This is a genomic window from Lysobacter sp. GCM10012299 (genome assembly GCF_042649405.1).
Classification (GTDB): Bacteria; Pseudomonadota; Gammaproteobacteria; order Xanthomonadales; family Xanthomonadaceae; genus Lysobacter_J.
On sequence record NZ_JBHRZC010000004.1, the window covers coordinates 86080 to 106499 of the forward strand.

A 20420-nucleotide genomic window follows, 5' to 3' on the forward strand; every position below is an offset into this window, starting at 1 on the left:
GTGAGGGCATGCCATGCTTGCTGAGATCGGCCAGGTCACCCTGATCCTCGCCCTGCTGGTGTCGCTGCTGCAGGCGGCACTGCCACTAGCCGGTGCGCAACGCGGCGTCGGCAGCTGGATGGCGATCGCGCGCCCAGCCGCGTACGCGCAACTGGTGCTGGTCGGCTTCGCCTTCATCGTCCTGACCCACGGCTTCGTCACCCAGGACTTCTCGCTGCGCTACGTTGCCGAGAACAGCAACTCGCTGTTGCCGTTGATGTACCGATACACCGCGGTGTGGGGCGCGCACGAAGGTTCGCTGCTGCTGTGGGCGCTGATCCTGGCGCTGTGGACCGGTGCGGTCGCGCGCTTCTCGCAGCGCCTTCCGGCCGAGGTCATCGCACGCGTGCTCGGCGTGATGGGTCTGGTCAGCACCGGTTTCCTCGCCTTCCTGATCTTCACCAGCAATCCGTTCCTGCGCCTGTTGCCGGCCGCAGCCGAAGGCCGCGACCTCAATCCGCTGCTGCAGGACCCGGGCATGATCATCCACCCGCCGATGCTGTACGTCGGCTACGTGGGTTTCGCAGTGCCCTTCGCGTTCGCGATCGCGGCCCTGCTCGACGGCCGCATCGATGCACGCTGGCTCCGCTGGACCCGGCCGTGGACCAACGTCGCCTGGGCCTTCCTCACCTTCGGCATCGCGCTGGGTTCCTGGTGGGCGTACTACGAGCTCGGCTGGGGCGGCTGGTGGTTCTGGGATCCGGTCGAGAACGCGAGCTTCATGCCATGGCTCGCCGGCGCCGCGCTGCTGCATTCGCAGGCCGTCACCGAGAAGCGCGGAAGTTTCCGCGGCTGGACGTTGCTGCTGGCGATCGCGACATTCTCGCTGTCGCTGCTGGGCACGTTCCTGGTGCGGTCGGGCGTGCTGACCAGCGTGCATGCCTTCGCCGCAGACCCGGCGCGCGGACTGTTCATCCTGATCTTCCTCGGCATCGTCATCGGCGGTTCGCTGCTGCTGTACGCGTTGCGCGCGCCGTCGTCTGAAGACGGTGGCAAGCCGTTCGAGATCAGCTCGCGCGAAACCCTTTTGCTGGCCAACAACCTGCTGCTGTCCACCGCCTGCGCGATGGTCCTGCTCGGAACCCTCTACCCGCTGCTGGCCGACGCGCTGGAGCTGGGCAAGATCTCGGTCGGCCCGCCCTACTTCGCACTGATGTTCGTGCTGCTGATGTCGCCGCTGGTGGCCTTGCTGCCGTTCGGCCCGATCACGCGCTGGCAGCGCGAGCAGGTTTCAAAGCCGCTGGCGATGCTGCTGCCGTGGGCCGTGCTTGCACTGGGCCTTGCGGTACTCGCGTACTTCTTCGCGCCCCAAGGGCCGTGGAAGGTCGCTGCCGGCGTGCTCGGCGCGGCTTGGGTGCTGTTCGGCACGATCCGCTTCGTGGTCACGCGCCTGCGCAGCCAGAGCAGCGGCCAGCGCTTCACGGCCGAGATGCTCGGCATGACGCTGGCCCACCTCGGCGTCGCCGTGTTCCTGATCGGCGCCCTGCTGGTCGAAGGCCTTAGCCAGCAGCGCGAACTGGCCGTCGCGCCGGGCCAGACCGTCGAGCTGGGGCGCTATGCCTTCCGCTTCGACGGCGTGGCCCATTCGCAGGGCCCGAACTACGAGGCCGACCGCGGCACCGTCACGGTGTTCGAGAACGAGCGACCGCTGACCGTGATGCATCCGGAGAAGCGCACCTACGCCAGCGGCGGCCAGGTCATGACCGAAGCGGCGATTGAGAACGGCGTTACCCGCGACCTCTACGTCGCCCTGGGCGAACCGCTTGGCGGTGGCTCGTGGGCGCTGCGCGTGCACGTCAAACCGTTCATCCGCTGGATCTGGGGCGGTGCGCTGCTGATGATGTTCGGCGGTCTGGTCACGGCAACGGACCGGCGTTTCCGCCGCACCGCCACCGTCGCGAACGCGACGTCGGCTGACGCAGCCACTGCAACCGTCGCCAATCCTCTCGCCACCAATCCGAGCGCGGAGCCCGCACGATGAGCGAACCGTCGCCGCAACCGCGCAATTCCGCGATGCGCTGGATGCCCCTGCTGATCGTCGCTGCGCTGGGCGTGCTGTTGTTCGCCGGCGTGATGCTCAGCCGCAATCCCAACCGCGAAGCCTTGCCCTCGCCGCTGATCGGCAAGCCGGCACCCGCGTTCCGCCTGCCGGTACTGCACGAACCCGGTCGCATGGTGACGTCGGATGACCTGCGCGGTGCGCCGTACCTGCTCAACGTCTGGGGCAGCTGGTGCCCGGCATGCCGCGACGAGCACCCGGTGCTGACGCGCTTCGCCGAGAGCAAGCGCCTGCGCGTGATCGGCTTCAACTGGAAGGACGAACATGCCGATGCCATGCGCTGGCTCGAGCAGTTCGGCAACCCGTACTTCATGGTCGTGGCCGACTACGAGGGCAAGGCGGCGATCGACTGGGGCATCTATGGCGCACCGGAAACCTTCCTCGTCGACGGCAAGGGCATCATCCGCTGGAAGTACGTCGGGCCGCTGACCGATGAAGTGATCCGCGACGACCTGCTGCCGAAGCTGGACGAGATCGGCGGAGGCGCCCGATGACCCGTTCGTTGGTGCTGGCGTTCGCGCTGCTGGCGGCCTCGTTCAGTGCGATCGGCCAACCCGCGACCGATCCGACCCCGCTGCAGTTCCAGTCCCCTGTCGAAGAGCAGCGTTTCCACGATCTGGTCGCCGAACTGCGCTGCGTGATGTGCCAGAACCAGTCGCTGGCCGAGTCGAACGCGCAGATCGCGGTCGACCTGCGCCGCGAAGTGCTGGAACTGATGCGCCAGGGCAAGGACAACCGCGAGATCAAGCAGTTCCTGGTCGAACGCTACGGCGAGTTCGTGCTGTACCGGCCCCAGGTTGAATCCAAGACATGGTTGTTGTGGTTCGGCCCGGCGCTGGTGCTGCTGGCCGGCGGCCTGGTCGTGGTCGGCGCGGTGCGCAAGCGCCGCCAGCCCACCGCATCGACAGCGCGTAGCGACAGCAACGAAGAACAGGAGTGGTAATGGTCGGTTTCGTGATTGCCGGCCTCGTGCTGGCCGTGCTGGTGCTGGCCTACGTTCTTCATCCGCTGTGGCGGTCGCGCCCGGTTGCAGGCTTCAGCGTGATCGCCGGCCTGACCCTGGCCACTGGCCTGGTCTATTTCGCCATCGGCACCCCGGCCGCGCTGGATTCGGCGCAGCGACGCGCGCCTGAAACACTGGGCGATGCCATCACCCAGCTCGAAGCCGAACTCAAGCGCGACCCCAACCAGGTCGAAGGCTGGCGCCTGCTTGCACGTGCCCATGTCGCCGAAGGCGATCCGGTCAAGGCGCGCGATGCCTTGATGCGCGCACTCAAGCTGATGCCCGACGACCCGGACCTGCTGGCCGAAGCAGCGGAAATGCGCGCCATCGCGGCGCCCGGCCGCGCGTTCGACGCCGAAGGTGTTGCCATGCTGCGCCACGCGCTGGAGCTGCAGCCCATGCACCAGCGTGCCCGTTGGTTCCTCGGTATCGCACAGCGCCAGGCCAAGCAGCCGGCCGAAGCCGCGCGCACCTGGGAGCCGTTGCTCGCGGTGGTCAGCGGCAACACCGGCGAAAGCCTGCGCGAACAGATCAATGCCGCCCGCGGCGAGGCGGGTTTGCCGCCGTTGCCGGCATCCGCGGCGCCGGCGCAAACCGGCGGCGTCAAGGTCAAGGTTGCCCTGTCGCCGGCGCTGGCGGCGAAGCTGCCGGCCAACGCCAGCCTGTTCGTGATCGCGCGCCAGCCGGGCGGACCGCCGATGCCCGTCGCCGTCGAGAAACTCGCAGCCGCGAACTTCCCGGTCGAAGTCACGCTGGACGATGGCGACAGCCCGATGCCGACGATGAAGCTTTCGCAGTTGGACCAGGTGGAAGTGCTTGCACGCGTGTCGGCCAGTGGCAATGCGATTCCGCAGCCGGGCGATTTCGAGGCCGTGGCGAAACCCGCGGGCAAGGACGCAGGCCCGATCGAACTTCTTATCGATCAGGTTCGGCCGTAGCGCGGTCAATCAAGAAGATCCCGGCGTTCGCCGGGATGACGGCTTGGGATGTCGCGATTGAACCGCGCCCGTTAAGCTTCCCCCATGACCGAATTCATCCCCCCCGGTACCCGCTGGCTCGACCTGCCCTCGCCTTTCCCGATGAAGCGCGGCGGTGCGCTCAACCACGCCCGCGTTGCATATGAGACCTGGGGCACGCTCAACGCCACCCGCGACAATGCCGTGCTGATCGTCACCGGCCTGTCGCCCGATGCGCACGCGGCCAGCAACGAGGGCAATCCGGAGCCGGGCTGGTGGGAACAGATGCTCGGTCCCGGCAAGCCGATCGACAGCGATCGCTGGTTCGTCATCTGCGTCAATTCGCTTGGCAGCTGCAAGGGCTCGACCGGCCCGGCTTCGATCAATCCCGACACAGGCGAGCCCTACCGGCTGAGCTTCCCCGACTTGTCGGTGGAAGACGGCGCACAGGCGGCCGCGCATGTCGTGCGCGAGCTCGGCATCGAGCAACTCGCCTGCATCATCGGCAACTCGATGGGCGGCATGACCGCGCTGGCCTTCCTGCAACTGCATCCGGGCCTGGCGCGCAGCCACATCAATATTTCCGGCGCGGCCAAGGCATTGCCGTTCTCGATCGCGATCCGTTCGCTCCAGCGCGAGGCGATCCGCCTGGACCCGAACTGGAACCACGGCCAGTACGACGATGCGCGCTACCCCGAGGCCGGCATGCGCATGGCGCGCAAGCTGGGCGTGATCACCTACCGCTCGGCGCTGGAATGGGATGGCCGCTTCGGCCGCGTGCGGCTGGACTCGGACCGCACCGACGACGAGCCGTTCGGCCTGGAGTTCGAGGTCGAAAGCTACCTGGAAGGCCACGCCCGCCGCTTTGTGCGCCGCTTCGACCCCAATTGCTATCTGTACCTGAGCCGCTCGATGGACTGGTTCGACCTGGGCGAGTACTGCAATGACCGCCGCGGCAACGGCGAAGCCGACACCCGCGCAGGCCTGGCTGGCCTGCGCGTGGAGAAGGCGCTGGCGATCGGGGTGCACACCGACATCCTGTTCCCGCTGCAGCAGCAGGAAGAGATCGCCGAGGGCCTGCGCGCGGGCGGTGCCGACTCGCGGTTCCTGCCGCTGCCGTCGCCGCAGGGGCATGACGCGTTCCTGGTCGACATCGCGCGTTTTGGACCGGCTGTCGGCGACTTCCTGAACGGCCTTCGCTGAACGGAACAGCGAGGGTCCGTACCGCCGTAGATTGATGCGGCGCAAGATTCGCCATGGCGTGCGCACGATAGAATTGCCGCCATGACGATCAACGACGCACTGCCCGACCTCGATTTCCCCGGCCACGACAAGCTGGTCGCCGCCATCGACGCCGCGGTGGCGAGCGGCGACGAGCATGCCGTGACCGCGGCCCTGCGCACGACCCTGTGCGGCATGATCCGCGACCGCGATGTGCAGCTGCCGTCGTGCGTGCACGACCCCATCGACGACCACTACGCCCGCCGCGAGATCTACCGCAGCCCGGAGCTGGGCTACAGCGTCGTCGCCATGACCTGGGGCCCCGGCCAGGGCACGCCCGTCCATGACCATTGCGGCCTGTGGTGCGTCGAAGGGGTCTGGGACGGCGAACTGGAGATCACCCAGTACGAACTGCTCGAACGCGACGGCGAGCGTTTCCGCTTCCGCGCCGCCGGCGGCATGCACGCCGGCCCCGGCAGTGCCGGCAGCCTGATCCCGCCGCACGAGTACCACACCATCCGCAACGCCAGCCGCGAGTCTGTCGCCGTATCGCTGCACATCTACAAGGCGCCGATGGAATCGTGCTCGATGTTCGTCCCCAACGAAGGCGAATGGTTCGCGCGCGTCGCCAAGACGCTGCAGACCGACGAGGCGGCCTGAGTTTTCGCCGGGTCGGCCGATCACTGACCTCTGGCACTGCATCCAACGTCGAAATCCCCTAGGGTGAGCGCTTTCCGCCGGAGCCTTCCCCGATGCTGATTGACTTCGCCCTCGCCGCCCTGCACCACCTGCTGGTCTACGCCCTCGTCGCAATGCTGGTCGCGCAATCCGTGCTGCTGCGCGGTGCCGTCGACCGCACGACCATGCAGCGCCTGGGCGGCATCGACCGCGGCTACGGCATCTGCGCGATGCTGCTGATCGTGGTCGGCATCTCGCGGATCATCTACGGCGTGAAGGGCCACGACTTCTACCTGCACAACCCGTGGTTCCACGCCAAGATGGGCGCGTTCGTGCTGGTCGGCCTGCTGTCGATCCTGCCGACGGTGCGCTTCCTGCGCTGGCGCAAGGCGCTGGCCGCCAACCCGTCCTACCTGCCGGACGGTGCCGAGGTCGCCAGGCTGCGCGGCATCGTCCGCTTCGAGCTGATCCTGGTCGCGGCGATCTTCGTCTTCGCCGCGGCGATGGCCCGCTACGGCGGCCTGTAGGCCCAACCCCCTGCTGCCCGCCCGCGCGGTCGGCTATACTGCGCGACCGCGCCGGAATGGCGGAATCGGTAGACGCAGCGGACTCAAAATCCGCCGCCCTTAAAAGCGTGTGGGTTCGAGTCCCACTTCCGGCACCAGCACCAAGGATCAGGGGGCATCACCAAGCCCCAGATCGACCCAGAAACCCCGCTATGGCGGGGTTTCGCGCATCTGTGCGAGTCCCTGACGTTTCTTGAATCGGCCGCCCGCGGGGGGCAACATCGGGGGCACATGGGGCATGCGGCCCCGGCTGGGGGCACGAGTCAAAATGAAATTGAAAGTCCGCGCGCTGGCGAGTTTGCCGGCTGGAAAGCATTTTGACGGGCACGGCCTATACCTCGAAGTGATGGCTTCGGGCTCCCGTTTCTGGCGCTGGAAGTACCGTGTCGGCGGAAAGGAAAGTCGGCTTAGCTTCGGCCCCTTTCCCGAAGTAGGCCTAGCTGAGGCCCGCGACCACCTCGCTGCTGCGCGTGCCCGTCTCCGGGCCGGCAACGACCCGGCGGCCGAACGGAAGGCCGAGCGCCGGCAGCAGCAGGCCGAAGCCATGACCTTCGCCGTGTTGCGGGATGAATGGCTGGCGTTGCAGGCATCGGTGTTAAGCCTCACGACCATGGCGAAGGCCCGCTGGCTGTTCTCGCTGGCTTCCGACCTCGACACCGCGCCCGTTTCCAGCGTGACCGCGCCCAAAGTGCTGGCGGTGCTGCGAAAGATCGAAGCCCAAGGCCACCACGAAACCACGCACAGGGTGAAGCAACGGATATCGCAAGTCTTCCGTTTCGGCGTCGCCACGGGCCGCGCCGAACACGACCCGACCAGCGCCCTGCGCGGCGCCCTCGCCCCGGTCAAGGTGACGAACCGCGCCGCCATCATTGACCCCAAGGGCGTAGCCGACCTATTGCGGACGCTGGAAACCTACGGCGGCGCGCCCACGACAGTCGCCGCCTTGAAGCTGGCGCCGCTGGTGTTCGCCCGCCCTGGCAATTTGCGCGCAATGGAATGGGCGGAAATCGACCTTAATGCAGCGGAATGGCGCATTCCGGCCGGCAAGATGAAGATGCGGGATGCACATGTGGTGCCGCTAAGCGCGCAGGCGCTGGTGATCCTGCGCGGCCTTAAGCCGATCACCGGACACGGGCGCTATTGCTTCCCTTCCCTGCTTACGGGCGACCGCCCGATGTCGGATAACACAATCAACACCGCGCTGCGCAGGCTGGGTTTCGACAAAGACACAATGACCGGCCACGGGTTCCGTGCCCTGGCGTCGTCATTGCTTCATGAGATGGGATGGGCGCCGGACGTCATAGAACGTCAACTTGCGCACGCCGAACGCAACAAGGTCCGCGCGGCGTATCACCGTGCGCAGTACATGGCGGAACGCAAAAAGATGATGCAAGCGTGGGCCGACTACCTGGACCAGTTGCGCGCGGGGGAAAGCGTCGCGGCGTCGAAGCGAAAGACAAGCAAACCGAAGGCGTAGCGTCTTCGGAGCCACTCAGAACGCCGACCATCTGGTCGGCGTTCTGCTATCAGCCCGTCAACTCAAAAAGTGCGCAAGCCTTACTGCACAAGGGTTTCAAGCCGAACTTCGACGTCTGCACGGAACTGCAGAGCATGCAGGAGATACCGGATGACGACGATATGTCCGTAAGCTTTGAAGCGCCTTCCGTAGACGCGTAGATTCCAGCAATGTTCATCGATTCCGTGCGAGGTGGATCATGTCCAGTGCCGTTCGAATCCTGCGCCGTGGCGAAGTCTGCCAGCGCGTCAACTGCTCGCCGTCGACCATCGACCGGCTGGAGGCAGCGAAGCAGTTCCCGCAACGCGTGCAACTTTCCCCTTATACGGTGGGCTGGGTTGAAGCAGAAGTCACGGAATGGGTCGAGGAGCGTGTACGCGCCCGGTCAACCGACCGTCGCATCGGTAACGGTCGCCTGTCGAAGCGTCATCAGTCCGCGTCGCACCCGACGGCGTAGTGGAGCCGGGTCGTGTCGGAGAAACAAGCTCGCGATGCGCGTAGCATTGCAGGAATCGAATATTGCGTTGATAGCGCGCGCCTGGCCGACGCGGTCCACGCTTTTCTAGGGAAGTTCATTGCGTATCCCTCGCGACATGCGCACGTTGCTCACACGATCTGGATCGTACACGCGCACGCGATGGATGCGTGGACATCAACTCCCAGACTCGCGTTCCTCAGTCCTGAACCAGAAAGCGGAAAGAGTCGCGCGCTCGAAGTTACTGAACCGTTGGTGCCCCGGCCGCTGAATTCGTTCTCGGTGACTGCTGCATATCTGTTCCGCAGTATCGCAAATGAAGACGGCCCCCCGACGCTGCTGTACGACGAAGTCGATGCGGTGTTCGGTCCAAAGGCTGGCGAGCATGAAGATCTGCGCGCGCTGCTGAATTCCGGCCATCGACGCTACGCGAAGGTCGGCCGTTGCGAGGTGCGCGGCAGTACCATCGTGCAGAAAGAGTGGCCGGTATACGCGGCCGTCGCACTGGCCGGTCTTGGTGCGATTCCCGATACGCTGCTGAGCCGAAGCATCGTCATTCCGATGCGCAGGCGCGCACCTGGTGAGCACGTGATGCCTTTCCGGGCGCGTGACTACCAGGCGGAGGCAGACGGGCTGCGGAGGCAGTTGGAGGAATGGGCAGACGGCGCCCGAGACGAACTGGAATGCGCCCGGCCCGCGCTACCGCCGGGCGTGGAAGACCGCGCCGCCGACTGCTGGGAACCGCTGCTCGCTGTGGCCGATGCCATCGGCGGTGACTGGCCAGTACTGGCGCGCGACGCAGCCTCGGCGATGGTGGCAGATGCACGGCAGCACCCGCCGAGCCTCGGCGTGCAGCTTCTGGCCGATGCCCGCCTGGTGTTCGAGAAAGCTGGCATCGGCGCCAAGCTTTCTACTGCGAGCCTGATCGACGGGCTGTGCGGGCTCGACGAATCTCGATGGGCTGATCTGCGGGGCAAGGCTATTACGCCAACATCCCTGGCGAGGCTACTGAAGCCGTACTCGATCGCCCCGAAGGTCCTGCGCTTCGGAGCCTCGGAGGCCCGCGGCTACGAGCGCGCGGCATTCCTGGACGCGTGGCAGCGCTACCTCCCTCCGTTATCGGGAGAGGGAGTAACACCCGTAACAGCCGAAATGTTCCCGGATCATCCCATCACTTCCGCTGGTCAGCAGGCCAGACCCGTTACGGACGTGACGGCTCTGGAAGCAGACGGTGTGACCTTAGACCCCTGCGCCAGCAGCGCTGTTACGCCTGTTACGACCGTTACGCCCTACCACCGGAACGGTGGAGACGGCGCTGCCAACAGGATCGCCGCACTAATTGCCGAGTACACCACCGGCGACGAGGTGGATGCGCTTGACCTGGTCGACGCCGCCGAACGCGACGGCCTGCCTGTCGAGGCCATCTGGATGGAGCTTGAGCACCAAGGCTGGCGGGTGGTCGGCGGTGGTGTCTATCGCCAAGCCTTACCCCGTAGTTCAGAAGCCCCATGACCCGCCTTACCCGCATGCATGGCGCCACCGAGTCGGCGACAACACACCTTAACTGACCGAGGTCCACCGAAATGACCAAGCCCAAGGCCCCGTCGACGAACGATGAACTGCGAGTTCGCCTCACCAAGGTGAATGCTGTCAATGGCGAACTTCTCGACATCAACGATGAGCTGCTGGATGCCACGGCGCAGTATCGCGATCTCATCGAAACGCTGTTGACGGCCTTCGCCGCCGAAGGCAGCAAGTCGGCCGTCAAAGTGTTGCTGAGCCTGCGCATGGCGCGCAACAGGACTGAAAACCGGGGCAGCGCATGAGCACGATCTTTACCAATCCGGAAGTTCTGCATTCTGCTATGCCTGACCTGATCGGCGGCATTCCCCGCGACCTATGGAATGGCAGCGACCCGTCAACCCGGCAGCGCCTACTCGTGGAGTATCAGCGCCAACGTGCGCAGCGCCATGGCGAGGACGAAGCTGGTCGAGCCAATGCGATCGCGCACATCCTCGCGCGCACGAAAAAGAAGCGCGAAGACAGCACGCACGGCGGACTCGTTCGCCTGCAATCACTGCTGATGGAAGCGGCTGCCGTAGCAGGCGCCATGGCGAAGACGCTTCCGACGGCGAAACACCCCATCGGCGAAGTCATGCCGCAGACGCAGGAGATGCAATCGTGAATGCAGCGCTGGATACACTTTCATACGCCCCTCCCCGAAAGCGTCGAGCAAAGGCGCAACTGCTGTTCCGTTCCTGCGCGGCGCATTGCGCCGCCTTTACACAGGAGACGACACCCCAGGTGGCCGCCGCGCGCCTGTTCGGCAACGACGCTGGACTGAAGTCGTACCTCTCGATACAGCGTGCGGCCGTCGACCCGGCCGTCACCTCGATGCCCGACTGGGCTGGCAACATGGCCGTTGAAACGTGGGCAGAGTTTCTGGAACTGCTTGCGCCGGCTTCGGTGTATGCACAGCTTGCCGCCGTTGGCGCTCGCTTCGACTTTGACAGCTCCGGCAAGGTGAGCTTTCCGGGGCGCGATTCAAGCCCCGCCCTCGCAGGGGACTTCGTAGGCGAGAACGCGCCGATTCCGGTGAAGAAGGCCGGACTGCAGGCGGTATCGCTTACGCCGAAAAAGATGGCTGTGCTGTCGGCGATGTCCTCGGAGATGAGTCGGTCGACTGGCAGCCACCTGGAAAAGTACATTCGGGACTTCATGGTCGAGGACACCGCGAAGGTCCTCGATACCCGCCTTCTCGATGCCGCGGCCGCCAACGCCATTCGTCCCGCCGGCCTGCTCAACGGCATTACCTTGACGCCTTCCACTGGCGTCCTTCCGGGTAACGTGATCGAAGACCTGAAGGCCGCGCTGGCGCCGATACTGGCCTCGGGCGGTGGTCGCCGCCTGGTCTGGATCATGAACCCGATTCAGGCCATGTCGCTGGCGTTGCAAACCGACGCGAGCGGCGGCTTCATCTGGCCGAACATCGAGAACGGCTTCATGCTCGGCGCGGTGATCATCTCGCCGAACGTCACTGACGGCACGTTGATTCTGGTCGATGCCGCTGAGTTTGCGACCGTAGCCGACATCGTGCCGCAGTTCGACGTGTCCGATGCCGGCACGCTGCACATGGAAGACACGTCGCCCGAGTCGATCAATGACGGGACATTCGCCACGCCTGTTATTTCGCTGTACCAGCAGGACGCGCTGGCGGTGCGGATGATTCAACAGATCAACTGGTCAATGCGCAGGCCCGGCATGGTCGCTGCCGTCACGGGCATCGCCTGGTGAACGGATGGCGGCCAGCGAATGTCCGCTTTCGGCCATCAGCGGTCGTTCTTCGACCGCCTGGAATCAAGCCAGACTGCCAGGTTGCGAGGCTTGGGCGAACTGCCGGAGCTCCCCGAGGAGTGTCATCGCTTCTGATAAGGATGGAATATGTAGTTCTTGTCCGCCACTTTCACGTGGCAGGCATGTCCGCAATCCGAGACGCCCGTGGGATCGACCGTCATGGTGTCATTGGCAGCGCTGTAGTTGAACAGTGCATACCCCCAGCCGCCGCTCTTCGGAAACCGCTTGCTGTCCTTCTCCATCAGGAAGGCCTGCGTGAAGACATCCGGCACGTCGACATCGAACGGCGCGTCCGTGCTCTTCTTCGGCTTCCACTGGAGCTTTGCGATCTTGGCGCCGTCTGGGAACGGCTGGCCGTTGCCGGGAATACCCGACTTGTACGCCTTGATCATGATCGGATTGGCAACGATGACTTTCAGTACATCGGTCTTGGCGGAAGAGACCACCGCCCAGTCCTCGTAGCCCTTGAAGTCGGCGAATGCGACTCCGCTGGGCGACACGAGTGCGTACTTGTCCTGCGCGCCAATTGCAGCGCCCGCCATGACGGCAAGCGCAGCCGCTGCCGAGGCGATCCAGATTTTGGTCTTGCGATTCATGGTGGTTCCTTTGCGGTCAGCGTCCGGCCGGCTTGCCCGGCGAATTGAACTTCACGGTCTCCGAGGTCAGCAATCCGCCCTCAGGGTCGACCGCCTCGATCAGGACTTTGTGTTCGCCACGAGGCAGGTTGACCAGGATGATGGTGTCGCTGCGGCCATAGTCCGCCCACGCCCATGGCAGGTCGTCGACGGTGATGTGCAGGTGCCCTATCCGAGGCGAGACGTTCTTTGAATGGGGTCCGCCGATCGGCAGGATGCGCAGGTTCTCCACCCGGTACGGGATGTAGGCGACGCCGGTCGCGAGTGGTCCCGGCAGTGGTTGCCCCACGATCAACCTGGGGGCGGGCTCATTCTCGACGGGCACCACCAGTGACGTCGGGCCCTGTGCGAAGCAGTTCGCCGCGATTAGCAACCCGCCCGCAGTCGCTGCGAGCGCCTTGTTGAATGCGTTCATTCCCTTCTCCGTGTTCTAGGCGCTTTCGAGGACGATGGATTTCACGTCCATCGTGATGGGCGCGAAGCTCTTGTCCGCGACGCCATTGGCGTCATGCAGGTAGACGCGTCGATGCGTCGGAAAGACGAAGCCGTCGAAGGTCCTGTGATCGTCGCTGTAGTGCGCTACCGGCGGGCTGCCGGTGACGTCTGGCGAGTAATCCATGCGCCGCTGCATGAAGGCATCGTCGAAGTAGAAGACCTGTTCGGCATTGTGGTTTGCATTGGATTTCGGGAATGTCACGGCCAATCTCCGCCAGGTCTCGTTGCCCTCGGTCCACGGCTCGATCTCCCTTGTTTCAACACCGGCACGCGCGAACACGAACGGGGCAGTCAGGTAGTTCCAGACTGCTGCGCTGGTGAAGTAAGCCACCTGGATTGCGTCCCATGGAGTCGTCATCGGATCGAATGGCAGCGGGAACGAGCCACGCGGATGCAGGCGCTCTTCGACGACCTCGCCGTCGTTGGAAGTCAGCGCGACACGCTCGGGATCAACGTCCAGTACGGACGTGCGACCGGCGCCGGTGAACGGCGAAAACCGGATGTGCTGATTGTGCGGGTCGAGGGTGACGGTTTGGCCGGCGTAGACATCGGGCCATCCCCTGGCAGCCCAGAACGGGCCTCCCAGGGACATGTCAGCCGTGATCCGTTTGAGAGCGGCCCATTTTCCGAGGTCGCCGTGTGCGTCGAGAACTGCCCTTAGCAAGGTGTCCATCTTCGAATCCATGGGGAATGATCTGGTGAGAGAGCGTTCGAGCGGGCGCAGCCACGCCTAGCCATGTGGCGGTGCCACATGGGGGTCGGTGGAATGGGTCACTGCATGGTGAAGAGCGAGCGCGAACGTCGATCGACTGCGGCGGATGCCCGCAGCAAACGGTTGGGGGGTTCGTCGAAGGACGCCTACTCCGTAAGCGCCACGGCGTGGATAGACCGGGAGAACCGCGGGCTACGCCTTTGTTGTACCGGCTCTAGCCGGCCGCGGAGGAACATCTACCGTCTCCGCTCCCCATCTTCTACGCCCCTGAGTCGGAGCGCGCAAGGCCCTTGTTTCCTAGCCGCGCCGATGCGTGCCCGGCTCACATGTGGCTAGGTCGCGATGTCCGCTTTGGGTCGAAAGCGGACATTGGCCGCCCGGACCCGCCCGAGTCAAGGCGCCCCCCGGGGGGGCGATGTCTGGACGTTCCACGGGGCACCACTACCGGCCGCCCCCTTACGGTCGAGTAAAAGTGGAGAAAACCCGGCAAGGGCCGCCGGCCGGCCGGGAGAGTGCTAGCGGGAACGCCTCATCGGTGTGCCTCGCTGCGATGCCGCTGCGCGACGCACAGCATCGTCGGCATCTGCGAGTACTGCGGCACGGATTTCCCCAATGGTTCGAAGCGTCGCGAGTTGTGGGGCATCAGTCACGATCTCATTCTCGATCTGCTCCAACGCGTTCAGGAAAAGTTCGATCCGCTCACGCCTCTTCTTCATGCGTCTCAGGGCGTCCTTCTCGACCAGGATCGACGCAGTCAAGTCCCTTATGGCCCCCCACGCTTCCGGTGCGTCGATCGCCGTGTCGTACATGCATTCCTCAACGTACACGAACTTACGGGACAGGATTCTGGTGTAGTAGCCGCCCGATCGCGTGACGACGATAGTTGAAGCTGCTGAGATCCCTTCGGCGGTGGTTGATCTAACAAGGCGTTGCTTGCTGAGGTCAGTCAGACAGTCGATAACGTGCTGAGCGCTCGCTCCAAAATCAGCCATGGCAGTACAGCAGTCTGCAACTGATACCTCGATCGAGGCATCAGACTTTGCCCGGCTAATCAAGAACTGAAGCAAGAACGCTCGCAGAAGCCTCAGCCTTCGCGAGCCAAGTCGAGAGTCAAATACATTGATTCCCTCGGCGCGATCTTCGCTGAAATGCATCCATTGACCAAGCATCGTCCCCTTGAAAATTTCATGGAACGGGAAGAAGTACTTTGTGTCTCCGATTAGATACTGGCGAAGTGCGCGATCCGCCTCGATATGTCCGGACGTGAGGAAATTCCTAACCAGACTCAAGCCCTTTCGAATGTCGAGGTCGGCAATCGCCTCGACGTAGTCGCCGGCTTGGCCTCGAAGGATGCTCTGCTGGACAATATCGAAGAACACGCTCAGGTCAGGGACATTCAAGTGCATCGAGTTCGGCAGATTGATCGTAGCCGACTTCTTTTCAAGAATTTTCTTCGAGTATGTAAGGCGGGCGGAAATTACTGCTTTGAGAGGGGGAGGATCGAGCCAGAGCTTACGCAGTTCGTACGCATTGAAGGCGGAGTCGTTCTTGTGTCGAACGAACGTCGTATCGCGGACGCTCACGATGACGTGGCAGTGAACTCGTTTTGATAGGGCCAGACCTTCCGCGAAAACTGCAGTCTCTAGTGCGTCGTCCTCGTACAGGTCTATGTTGTCGAGAACGATCACCGCAAGGTTCTTCTTCGCAAGGTGAGTTACCACCTTGTCGACGTAAGGTTCGACGCGCGAGTAATCGTCAAAAATATGCTTGGAGGCCAGCTTGTTAAACTCACCTTCGTCCTTGGCAATGAGTGCCAAAGGGCCAGCCTTCAGTGCTCGTAGTTCCGCTTCATATGCGGGTCCGATCACCTTGTCGTAACTCGCCGGTCCGCCGGGCATGCCGTGGTCAAGATATGTCTTCAGCTTGTCGTAGATGAAAGCCCTGGGGTCGCCGCCCTTTCCGAGGGCTTCCATGTCGATGTAGATCCAGTTTGCGGCCTTCTTGACGAGCAGCTCACTGCCCGCGATCAGCTCGAAGTGCTTGAGATACGTCGACTTTCCCGCACCCACTGGACCAATGATCAGCGTCACCGGCGGCGCAAAGCTCGGTTCAGACTGCGCGATGATTGATTCGAGGTGGTCGTTCTTCTTCTCACGATTGATGCGCTTCGCCGGGGCAACGCCGTGAGGCTTTGGGTCTGCAAGGTGCATACCCAGCATGCTGTCGAACTTCGTCCTCGCTTCAGTGGTTATGAAGCAGCGTCGCAGCGCATCCGTGTCGCTGATGATCGCTTCAGAATAAAGCGCGCGGTCCAGCGCCGGAGAAATCTGGTCCGCGATGTTATTCCGGTCCACCCGGTCGTCGCTGACCCTGAACTCAGCGAGCAGTCTTTCTTCGGCGGGCGGCAGGTCATTCGTGAGACGCGTGCAGCTCCCCTCATCGACGGCTCTTGAGGACAGAATGTCGAACAGCTTTTCGGCGTGGCCATCCTTGTCGAAAGGGAACAGAAGGTGCGCGAATGAGTCGCTCGTCACTCCGGTCAAACTGAAGAGACACCAGCACGAACCATTCGTAACGACGACTATCTGCGCCTTCTTAGTGGCTGCGTATTCCTTTGCTTGCGCGATGGCGGCTGCGATCTCCCCCGCACCGAGGACTGCCCCGCCAAGCTTAAGCCGGGTTTTGACTGTGGGAGTCGGGAAAGTCGCTCCAAACTTCTTCGCCTCCACCACGATGCAGGTGTCACCCGACCGGAGGATGTAGTCGACATAGCCCGTTCGCGTGCCCTGGTTGTGCTCCTCAACGGCGATGCTCCCGTGCCGCCATTGGAGGACGTCTCGCAAAAGACGGTCGATAACGTCGTATCGCGTCTGAGCCTCATTCGCGGAGGCCAGGTCGCGACCCTTGACGAAGGTGTTTAGGTCATCGAAGGAGTCAGACGCGGCACCCCAGTCCTCTGCGTTCGGCTGGCTCATCTGATGACCTGTTCAGTTGGATGGGACAATTTGTACCTTAATCCCTGCCGACTGGCACCCATGCTTAGGTTCGCGACGCTCAAGCGGCCGCCTCCAGGGCGACGGGGGAGGCGTTTTGGCGGAGGCTGCGTAATAGGGGCGGCCAGGATTGCCCACCCGACCGGCACGTCGGCGACAGGTTCCCGCACGGGCGACAATCCGCGCAAATCACCCCCCATGGCGCATTGCTGCAGGCGTTGGCAGCGTATTTTTTCGAGCCCGATATCGACGTCAGCCAGGGGAATCAGGAACCGACTACCGAATCAGTTGCGAGTGGGGGCACGCACGGGGCATTCCAGGCCACATCCTCAGCGTTAACGGCCAAATTCTAGGCTTTTACTGCCTATTTCGAGTCCCACTTCCGGCACCAGTTTCAGAACAAGGGCCTGCGATCACTCGCAGGCCCTTTGTTTTTGCTGATTGGCCGTCCACCGAACTTGGGTCCGTTGGCCATAGGGAGATGGCCGGAACCCACTACGCGTGAACGCACCCATCACGGACCGGAACCGTCGAACGACGCGTCGCCGGATGACCAGGGCGATGGCGACAGTCGTTGTCGCCGCGATCCTGATACTGACCGGCTATTCGCACATGTGGGCCCTGAGCCGGGGCATGCCCGACGTGGCCTCCATCGCAACCGCCATCGGTTGCATCGCCCTGACCGGCCTGGCGTTGCTGGCGGCATCGCTCCGGCTTTGGGCCTGGACGTTCGCCCTTGCGTCGCTGTGCATTTCGCTCCTGCTGCTGTTCTCGTTCACGGCGCTGCTCTATTGAGGCGCCCCCCCTGAGGTGTTGAGTTGGCGGCCACACGGCTGGGCGTATAGTCCGGCCACGGTCACAGCGACAGGGGACCCGTGCCATGTGCTATTCCGCCCAGATCTGGGCCGACTACCGGAAATTCGCCAAGGTCTTCGGCGCCACCATCAGCATCCAGGACTTCGTGCGCCTGTACTGGGAGCGCGGCAAGGGTGGCAAGGCGAAGATCCCCAAGGCGATGGACGCGGCCTTCGCTGAACCGCTCACCGACCTGCAGCACGAGATCAAGGCGCTGATCGTCGAGTTCGACCGGGCCCAGACCGGCCGCTACGAGCAGGAGCTGTTCAAACAGCGCAAGCGCCTGTTCGATGCCGAGCGGATCCTGCTCGAGAAAACCACGAAGAAGGCGCTCGAGGAAAAGCGCATCGCCACCGACAAGATCGAGTGGGCGCGCGGCAAGCTTGCCGACCTGCATCGCAGCGCGCTGGTCGCCGACGATTCGCGGATCTTTCCCGGCCACTATGCGCCGGTGATGGTCTGGGAAAACGGCGCGCGCGTGATCAAGCCGATGCGCTACCAGTGCCGGCCTGAAGGCAAGCCGGCGAACTTCGACCAGCGCTTCCCCGGCACCTACAACGCACGTCGCGACAACCTCGAAGGGTTCTGGAAGGAGCAGTTCGGCCATTCGCATGGGATCGTCGTGGTCAACGCGTTCTACGAGAACGTCAGCCGCCACGCCGTGGAGCATCGCGAGCTGCAGCCGGACGAAAAGGAAGAGAACGTCGTGCTTGAGTTCCGCCCGGAGCCGGAGCAGGACATGCTGGTCGCCTGCCTGTGGTCACGGTGGAAAGGCTCGCACGGCGCCGAGCTGTTGTCCTTCGCCGCCATCACCGACGATCCGCCGGCCGAGATCGCCGCTGTCGGCCACGACCGCTGCATCATTCCGATCAAACGCCACAACATCGACGCATGGCTCAATCCCGACCCCGACCACCTGTCGGCGATGTACGCCATCCTCGATGACCGGGAGCGTCCGTACTACGAACACAGGCTGGCCGCCTGACGCGCCGCCCGCGCACTTTTGCCCAAGGGCGCCGCGAGGGCCTGCGTACGAACCGGTTGAGCCGCGAGACCCACGCACGGCCTAACGCCGCGTTAACAACTACGTTGGCATCGTGGCGCGAATGGGCGCCCGCCCCGTCACCAACCGACCACTAACGGGGAAATCGATGACGACCGCGGACTCTTTGATGCCGCAACAGGCCGAGGCACCCACGAACAAGCAGCGGCTGTTCGTTCTCTACTACAGCGCAGTGCTCATCGACCTGGTGGTGCTGAACCTTTTCAACGAATTCTCCGAGAAGGTCCACATCGAGTCGTTCACCGTTTCGCTGATGTGCGCGCTGTTGCTGCAGATCCTGCTGAAACTGACGATTGCCCTGGAACATTACGTCGCTGCGTACTTCAAGGCGCGCCCCGGCGGCTTCATGACCTTCATGCGCTGGTTCTCGGCGTGGCTGATCCTGTTCGGTTCCAAGTTCGTGATCCTCGAAGCGATCTCGTTCGCGTTCGGGACCGACGTCCGCTTCGACGGGCGCTGGCACGGCCTGCTGGTGCTGATCACCGTGATCGTGGTGATGCTGGTCGCCGAAGAAGTGGTCGTCAGGATCTACCGGCGCCTGGGCTGAGACGGCGCACGATCAACCGGGGACGGATGGAGCCGGCCCCCACGCAACCACAGGCGTCCGACCCGTGCCCGGGTCGGTCGACGTCAAGGAGGATTTCCACGTGAACGTAGATCAAGAAACGCTGCGCAAGCTCGTCACCGCAGACCTGGCCGAAACGCTGATCAAGGTCGGCCTGATCGCGTTCCTGGCGATCGTCTGCGTGCGCATATTCGCGCCGTTCGCGAACCTGGTGATCCTGGGCGTGATCCTGGCCATCGCCATCTACCCGCTTTACCAGGGCCTGACGCGGCGCATGGGCGGCCGCCGCGGCCTCTCGGCCACGGTACTGGTGCTGGCGCTGCTGCTTCTGCTGGGCGTGCCGATGGTGATGCTGGGCAGCTCGTTCGCCAGCCAGATCAGCGAAGTCCACCAGTCGTTCGAAAAAGGCACCTTCGCCGTACCTGCCCCGAATCCCAAAGTGGCCGAATGGCCCCTGGTCGGCGAGCGCGTGCACGCAGCATGGAGCGAAGCGGCCGACAACCTTCCGGCCTACCTGCAGAAGAACTCAGAGATCATCCGCGGTTGGCTGCGCAAAGCGCTGCTGATGGCGGCCAATGCCGCCGGCGCGATCCTGATGTTCCTCGCCGCGATAGTGGTCGCCGGCGTGCTGATGGTCTACGCCGAGGGCGGAAAACGCGCCACCGAACGCATCCTGGTGCGGCTGACCAATCCGGCCGAGGGCGCGAGCCTGCTGAAGCTGGCGATCGCCACGGTCCGCTCGGTGGCCGCCGGCGTGGTCGGCGTCGCCTTCATCCAGGCGCTGCTGCTGGGCATGGGCTTCCTGTTTGCGGGTATTCCGGCGGCCGGCGTGTGGGCGGCCATCACGATGCTGCTGGGCATCCTGCAGCTGCCGGCGCTGATCGTCTCGTTGCCGGCAATCGGTTACCTGTGGTGGGCCGAGGACGGATCGTCGACCGGCATGAAGATCGTCTTCACCATCTACTTCCTGATCGCCGGCATGGCCGACAACGTGCTCAAGCCGCTGCTGCTCGGACGCGGCGTGGACGCGCCGATGCTGGTCATCCTGATCGGCGCCATCGGCGGCATGGTCACGGGCGGCATCCTCGGCCTGTTCGTTGGCGCGGTGCTCCTGGCCGTGGCGTACAAACTGTTCATGGAATGGGTCGATTCGCGCTCGCCGGACATCGTGCCGACGGCGCACGTCGATTCCATCGACACGGACACTGCTCATTAGTCGCCGGAGCGCACGGCCA

The 20420-nt window shown here is 64.0% G+C and carries 21 protein-coding genes and 1 tRNA gene; 18 read left to right on the top strand and 4 right to left on the bottom strand.

The window, feature by feature from the left end:
* Positions 1-13: 13 nt before the first annotated feature.
* The 14 genes from ACFOPO_RS11565 to ACFOPO_RS11630 all read left to right on the top strand — a co-directional run bounded on the left by ACFOPO_RS11565 (position 14) and on the right by ACFOPO_RS11630 (position 11807).
* Positions 14-2020 (top strand): heme lyase CcmF/NrfE family subunit, encoded by a 2007-nt coding sequence (locus tag ACFOPO_RS11565; RefSeq protein ID WP_386703384.1) that lies wholly within the window; start codon positions 14-16, stop codon positions 2018-2020.
* A complete protein-coding gene (locus ACFOPO_RS11570) occupies positions 2017-2592 on the top strand; it encodes a DsbE family thiol:disulfide interchange protein (protein WP_386703385.1) in 576 nt (191 codons plus the stop codon). Before ACFOPO_RS11565 ends, ACFOPO_RS11570 begins: the two co-directional genes overlap by 4 nt.
* Positions 2589-3041, top strand: a complete 453-nt coding sequence (locus tag ACFOPO_RS11575) for a cytochrome c-type biogenesis protein (protein ID WP_386703386.1) — start codon at positions 2589-2591, stop codon at positions 3039-3041. The genes ACFOPO_RS11570 and ACFOPO_RS11575 overlap by 4 nt, the downstream gene beginning before the upstream one ends.
* Positions 3041-4039, top strand: coding sequence for a tetratricopeptide repeat protein (locus tag ACFOPO_RS11580; protein WP_386703387.1), 999 nt, complete (start codon positions 3041-3043; stop codon positions 4037-4039). Before ACFOPO_RS11575 ends, ACFOPO_RS11580 begins: the two co-directional genes overlap by 1 nt.
* Before the next feature lie 84 nt (positions 4040-4123).
* On the top strand, positions 4124-5260 hold the full coding sequence (locus ACFOPO_RS11585; protein ID WP_386703388.1) for a homoserine O-acetyltransferase: 1137 nt from the start codon (positions 4124-4126) through the stop codon (positions 5258-5260).
* 81 nt (positions 5261-5341) lie between these two features.
* Positions 5342-5938 carry a cysteine dioxygenase gene (locus ACFOPO_RS11590; RefSeq protein ID WP_386703389.1) on the top strand — a complete coding sequence of 199 codons (597 nt, stop codon included), beginning with the start codon at positions 5342-5344 and terminating at the stop codon, positions 5936-5938.
* 92 nt (positions 5939-6030) lie between these two features.
* Positions 6031-6483, top strand: coding sequence for a DUF2214 family protein (locus ACFOPO_RS11595; RefSeq protein WP_386703390.1), 453 nt, complete (start codon positions 6031-6033; stop codon positions 6481-6483).
* Between the two features lie 50 nt (positions 6484-6533).
* Positions 6534-6620, top strand: a tRNA-Leu gene (locus ACFOPO_RS11600).
* Positions 6621-6790: 170 nt separating this feature from the next.
* Positions 6791-7999 (top strand): tyrosine-type recombinase/integrase, encoded by a 1209-nt coding sequence (locus ACFOPO_RS11605; RefSeq protein ID WP_386703391.1) that lies wholly within the window; start codon positions 6791-6793, stop codon positions 7997-7999.
* Between the two features lie 238 nt (positions 8000-8237).
* On the top strand, positions 8238-8495 hold the full coding sequence (locus ACFOPO_RS11610) for a helix-turn-helix transcriptional regulator (protein WP_386703392.1): 258 nt from the start codon (positions 8238-8240) through the stop codon (positions 8493-8495).
* A gap of 12 nt (positions 8496-8507) precedes the next feature.
* The gene (locus tag ACFOPO_RS11615; protein WP_386703393.1) at positions 8508-10025 is read left to right on the top strand and encodes a DUF3631 domain-containing protein; all 1518 of its coding nucleotides are present in this window, start codon (positions 8508-8510) and stop codon (positions 10023-10025) included.
* Positions 10026-10096: 71 nt separating this feature from the next.
* On the top strand, positions 10097-10339 hold the full coding sequence (locus tag ACFOPO_RS11620; protein ID WP_386703394.1) for a hypothetical protein: 243 nt from the start codon (positions 10097-10099) through the stop codon (positions 10337-10339).
* Positions 10336-10698, top strand: coding sequence for a hypothetical protein (locus ACFOPO_RS11625; protein ID WP_386703395.1), 363 nt, complete (start codon positions 10336-10338; stop codon positions 10696-10698). The genes ACFOPO_RS11620 and ACFOPO_RS11625 overlap by 4 nt, the downstream gene beginning before the upstream one ends.
* Positions 10695-11807 carry a phage major capsid protein gene (locus ACFOPO_RS11630; protein WP_386703396.1) on the top strand — a complete coding sequence of 371 codons (1113 nt, stop codon included), beginning with the start codon at positions 10695-10697 and terminating at the stop codon, positions 11805-11807. The genes ACFOPO_RS11625 and ACFOPO_RS11630 overlap by 4 nt, the downstream gene beginning before the upstream one ends.
* 122 nt (positions 11808-11929) lie before the next feature.
* Here ACFOPO_RS11630 and ACFOPO_RS11635 read toward each other — a convergent pair whose 3' ends face one another.
* The 4 genes from ACFOPO_RS11635 to ACFOPO_RS11650 all read right to left on the bottom strand — a co-directional run bounded on the left by ACFOPO_RS11635 (position 11930) and on the right by ACFOPO_RS11650 (position 16684).
* On the bottom strand, positions 11930-12463 hold the full coding sequence (locus tag ACFOPO_RS11635) for a cytochrome P460 family protein (protein WP_386703397.1): 534 nt from the start codon (positions 12461-12463) through the stop codon (positions 11930-11932).
* Positions 12464-12479: 16 nt separating this feature from the next.
* The gene (locus ACFOPO_RS11640) at positions 12480-12917 is read right to left on the bottom strand and encodes a DUF6130 family protein (RefSeq protein WP_386703398.1); all 438 of its coding nucleotides are present in this window, start codon (positions 12915-12917) and stop codon (positions 12480-12482) included.
* Positions 12918-12932: 15 nt separating this feature from the next.
* Positions 12933-13670 carry a hypothetical protein gene (locus tag ACFOPO_RS11645; RefSeq protein ID WP_386703399.1) on the bottom strand — a complete coding sequence of 246 codons (738 nt, stop codon included), beginning with the start codon at positions 13668-13670 and terminating at the stop codon, positions 12933-12935.
* Between the two features lie 554 nt (positions 13671-14224).
* On the bottom strand, positions 14225-16684 hold the full coding sequence (locus ACFOPO_RS11650; RefSeq protein WP_386703400.1) for a hypothetical protein: 2460 nt from the start codon (positions 16682-16684) through the stop codon (positions 14225-14227).
* A 519-nt stretch (positions 16685-17203) separates the two neighbouring features.
* On the opposite strand from ACFOPO_RS11650, the gene ACFOPO_RS11655 reads away from it, so the two are divergent.
* The 4 genes from ACFOPO_RS11655 (at position 17204) to ACFOPO_RS11670 (ending at position 20401) form a co-directional block, all read left to right on the top strand.
* Positions 17204-17497 (top strand): hypothetical protein, encoded by a 294-nt coding sequence (locus tag ACFOPO_RS11655; protein WP_386703401.1) that lies wholly within the window; start codon positions 17204-17206, stop codon positions 17495-17497.
* Between the two features lie 85 nt (positions 17498-17582).
* Positions 17583-18542 (top strand): SOS response-associated peptidase family protein, encoded by a 960-nt coding sequence (locus ACFOPO_RS11660; protein WP_386703402.1) that lies wholly within the window; start codon positions 17583-17585, stop codon positions 18540-18542.
* Positions 18543-18708: 166 nt separating this feature from the next.
* Positions 18709-19167 (top strand): hypothetical protein, encoded by a 459-nt coding sequence (locus tag ACFOPO_RS11665; protein ID WP_386703403.1) that lies wholly within the window; start codon positions 18709-18711, stop codon positions 19165-19167.
* Between the two features lie 100 nt (positions 19168-19267).
* A complete protein-coding gene (locus ACFOPO_RS11670) occupies positions 19268-20401 on the top strand; it encodes an AI-2E family transporter (RefSeq protein WP_386703404.1) in 1134 nt (377 codons plus the stop codon).
* The last annotated feature ends 19 nt before the right edge of the window (positions 20402-20420 follow it).

What these genes read in the sequence shown, in the direction of transcription:
- ACFOPO_RS11665 (WP_386703403.1), top strand. Translation starts at nt 18,709, where the DNA reads ATGACGACCGCGGACTCTTTGATGCCGCAACAGGCCGAGGCACCCACG.
- ACFOPO_RS11640 (WP_386703398.1), bottom strand. Translation starts at nt 12,917, where the DNA reads ATGAACGCATTCAACAAGGCGCTCGCAGCGACTGCGGGCGGGTTGCTA.
- ACFOPO_RS11585 (WP_386703388.1), top strand. Translation starts at nt 4,124, where the DNA reads ATGACCGAATTCATCCCCCCCGGTACCCGCTGGCTCGACCTGCCCTCG.
- ACFOPO_RS11645 (WP_386703399.1), bottom strand. Translation starts at nt 13,670, where the DNA reads ATGGACACCTTGCTAAGGGCAGTTCTCGACGCACACGGCGACCTCGGA.
- ACFOPO_RS11610 (WP_386703392.1), top strand. Translation starts at nt 8,238, where the DNA reads ATGTCCAGTGCCGTTCGAATCCTGCGCCGTGGCGAAGTCTGCCAGCGC.
- ACFOPO_RS11590 (WP_386703389.1), top strand. Translation starts at nt 5,342, where the DNA reads ATGACGATCAACGACGCACTGCCCGACCTCGATTTCCCCGGCCACGAC.
- ACFOPO_RS11595 (WP_386703390.1), top strand. Translation starts at nt 6,031, where the DNA reads ATGCTGATTGACTTCGCCCTCGCCGCCCTGCACCACCTGCTGGTCTAC.
- ACFOPO_RS11575 (WP_386703386.1), top strand. Translation starts at nt 2,589, where the DNA reads ATGACCCGTTCGTTGGTGCTGGCGTTCGCGCTGCTGGCGGCCTCGTTC.
- ACFOPO_RS11565 (WP_386703384.1), top strand. Translation starts at nt 14, where the DNA reads ATGCTTGCTGAGATCGGCCAGGTCACCCTGATCCTCGCCCTGCTGGTG.
- ACFOPO_RS11605 (WP_386703391.1), top strand. Translation starts at nt 6,791, where the DNA reads ATGAAATTGAAAGTCCGCGCGCTGGCGAGTTTGCCGGCTGGAAAGCAT.
- ACFOPO_RS11650 (WP_386703400.1), bottom strand. Translation starts at nt 16,684, where the DNA reads ATGAGCCAGCCGAACGCAGAGGACTGGGGTGCCGCGTCTGACTCCTTC.
- ACFOPO_RS11580 (WP_386703387.1), top strand. Translation starts at nt 3,041, where the DNA reads ATGGTCGGTTTCGTGATTGCCGGCCTCGTGCTGGCCGTGCTGGTGCTG.
- ACFOPO_RS11570 (WP_386703385.1), top strand. Translation starts at nt 2,017, where the DNA reads ATGAGCGAACCGTCGCCGCAACCGCGCAATTCCGCGATGCGCTGGATG.
- ACFOPO_RS11660 (WP_386703402.1), top strand. Translation starts at nt 17,583, where the DNA reads ATGTGCTATTCCGCCCAGATCTGGGCCGACTACCGGAAATTCGCCAAG.
- ACFOPO_RS11620 (WP_386703394.1), top strand. Translation starts at nt 10,097, where the DNA reads ATGACCAAGCCCAAGGCCCCGTCGACGAACGATGAACTGCGAGTTCGC.
- ACFOPO_RS11635 (WP_386703397.1), bottom strand. Translation starts at nt 12,463, where the DNA reads ATGAATCGCAAGACCAAAATCTGGATCGCCTCGGCAGCGGCTGCGCTT.
- ACFOPO_RS11625 (WP_386703395.1), top strand. Translation starts at nt 10,336, where the DNA reads ATGAGCACGATCTTTACCAATCCGGAAGTTCTGCATTCTGCTATGCCT.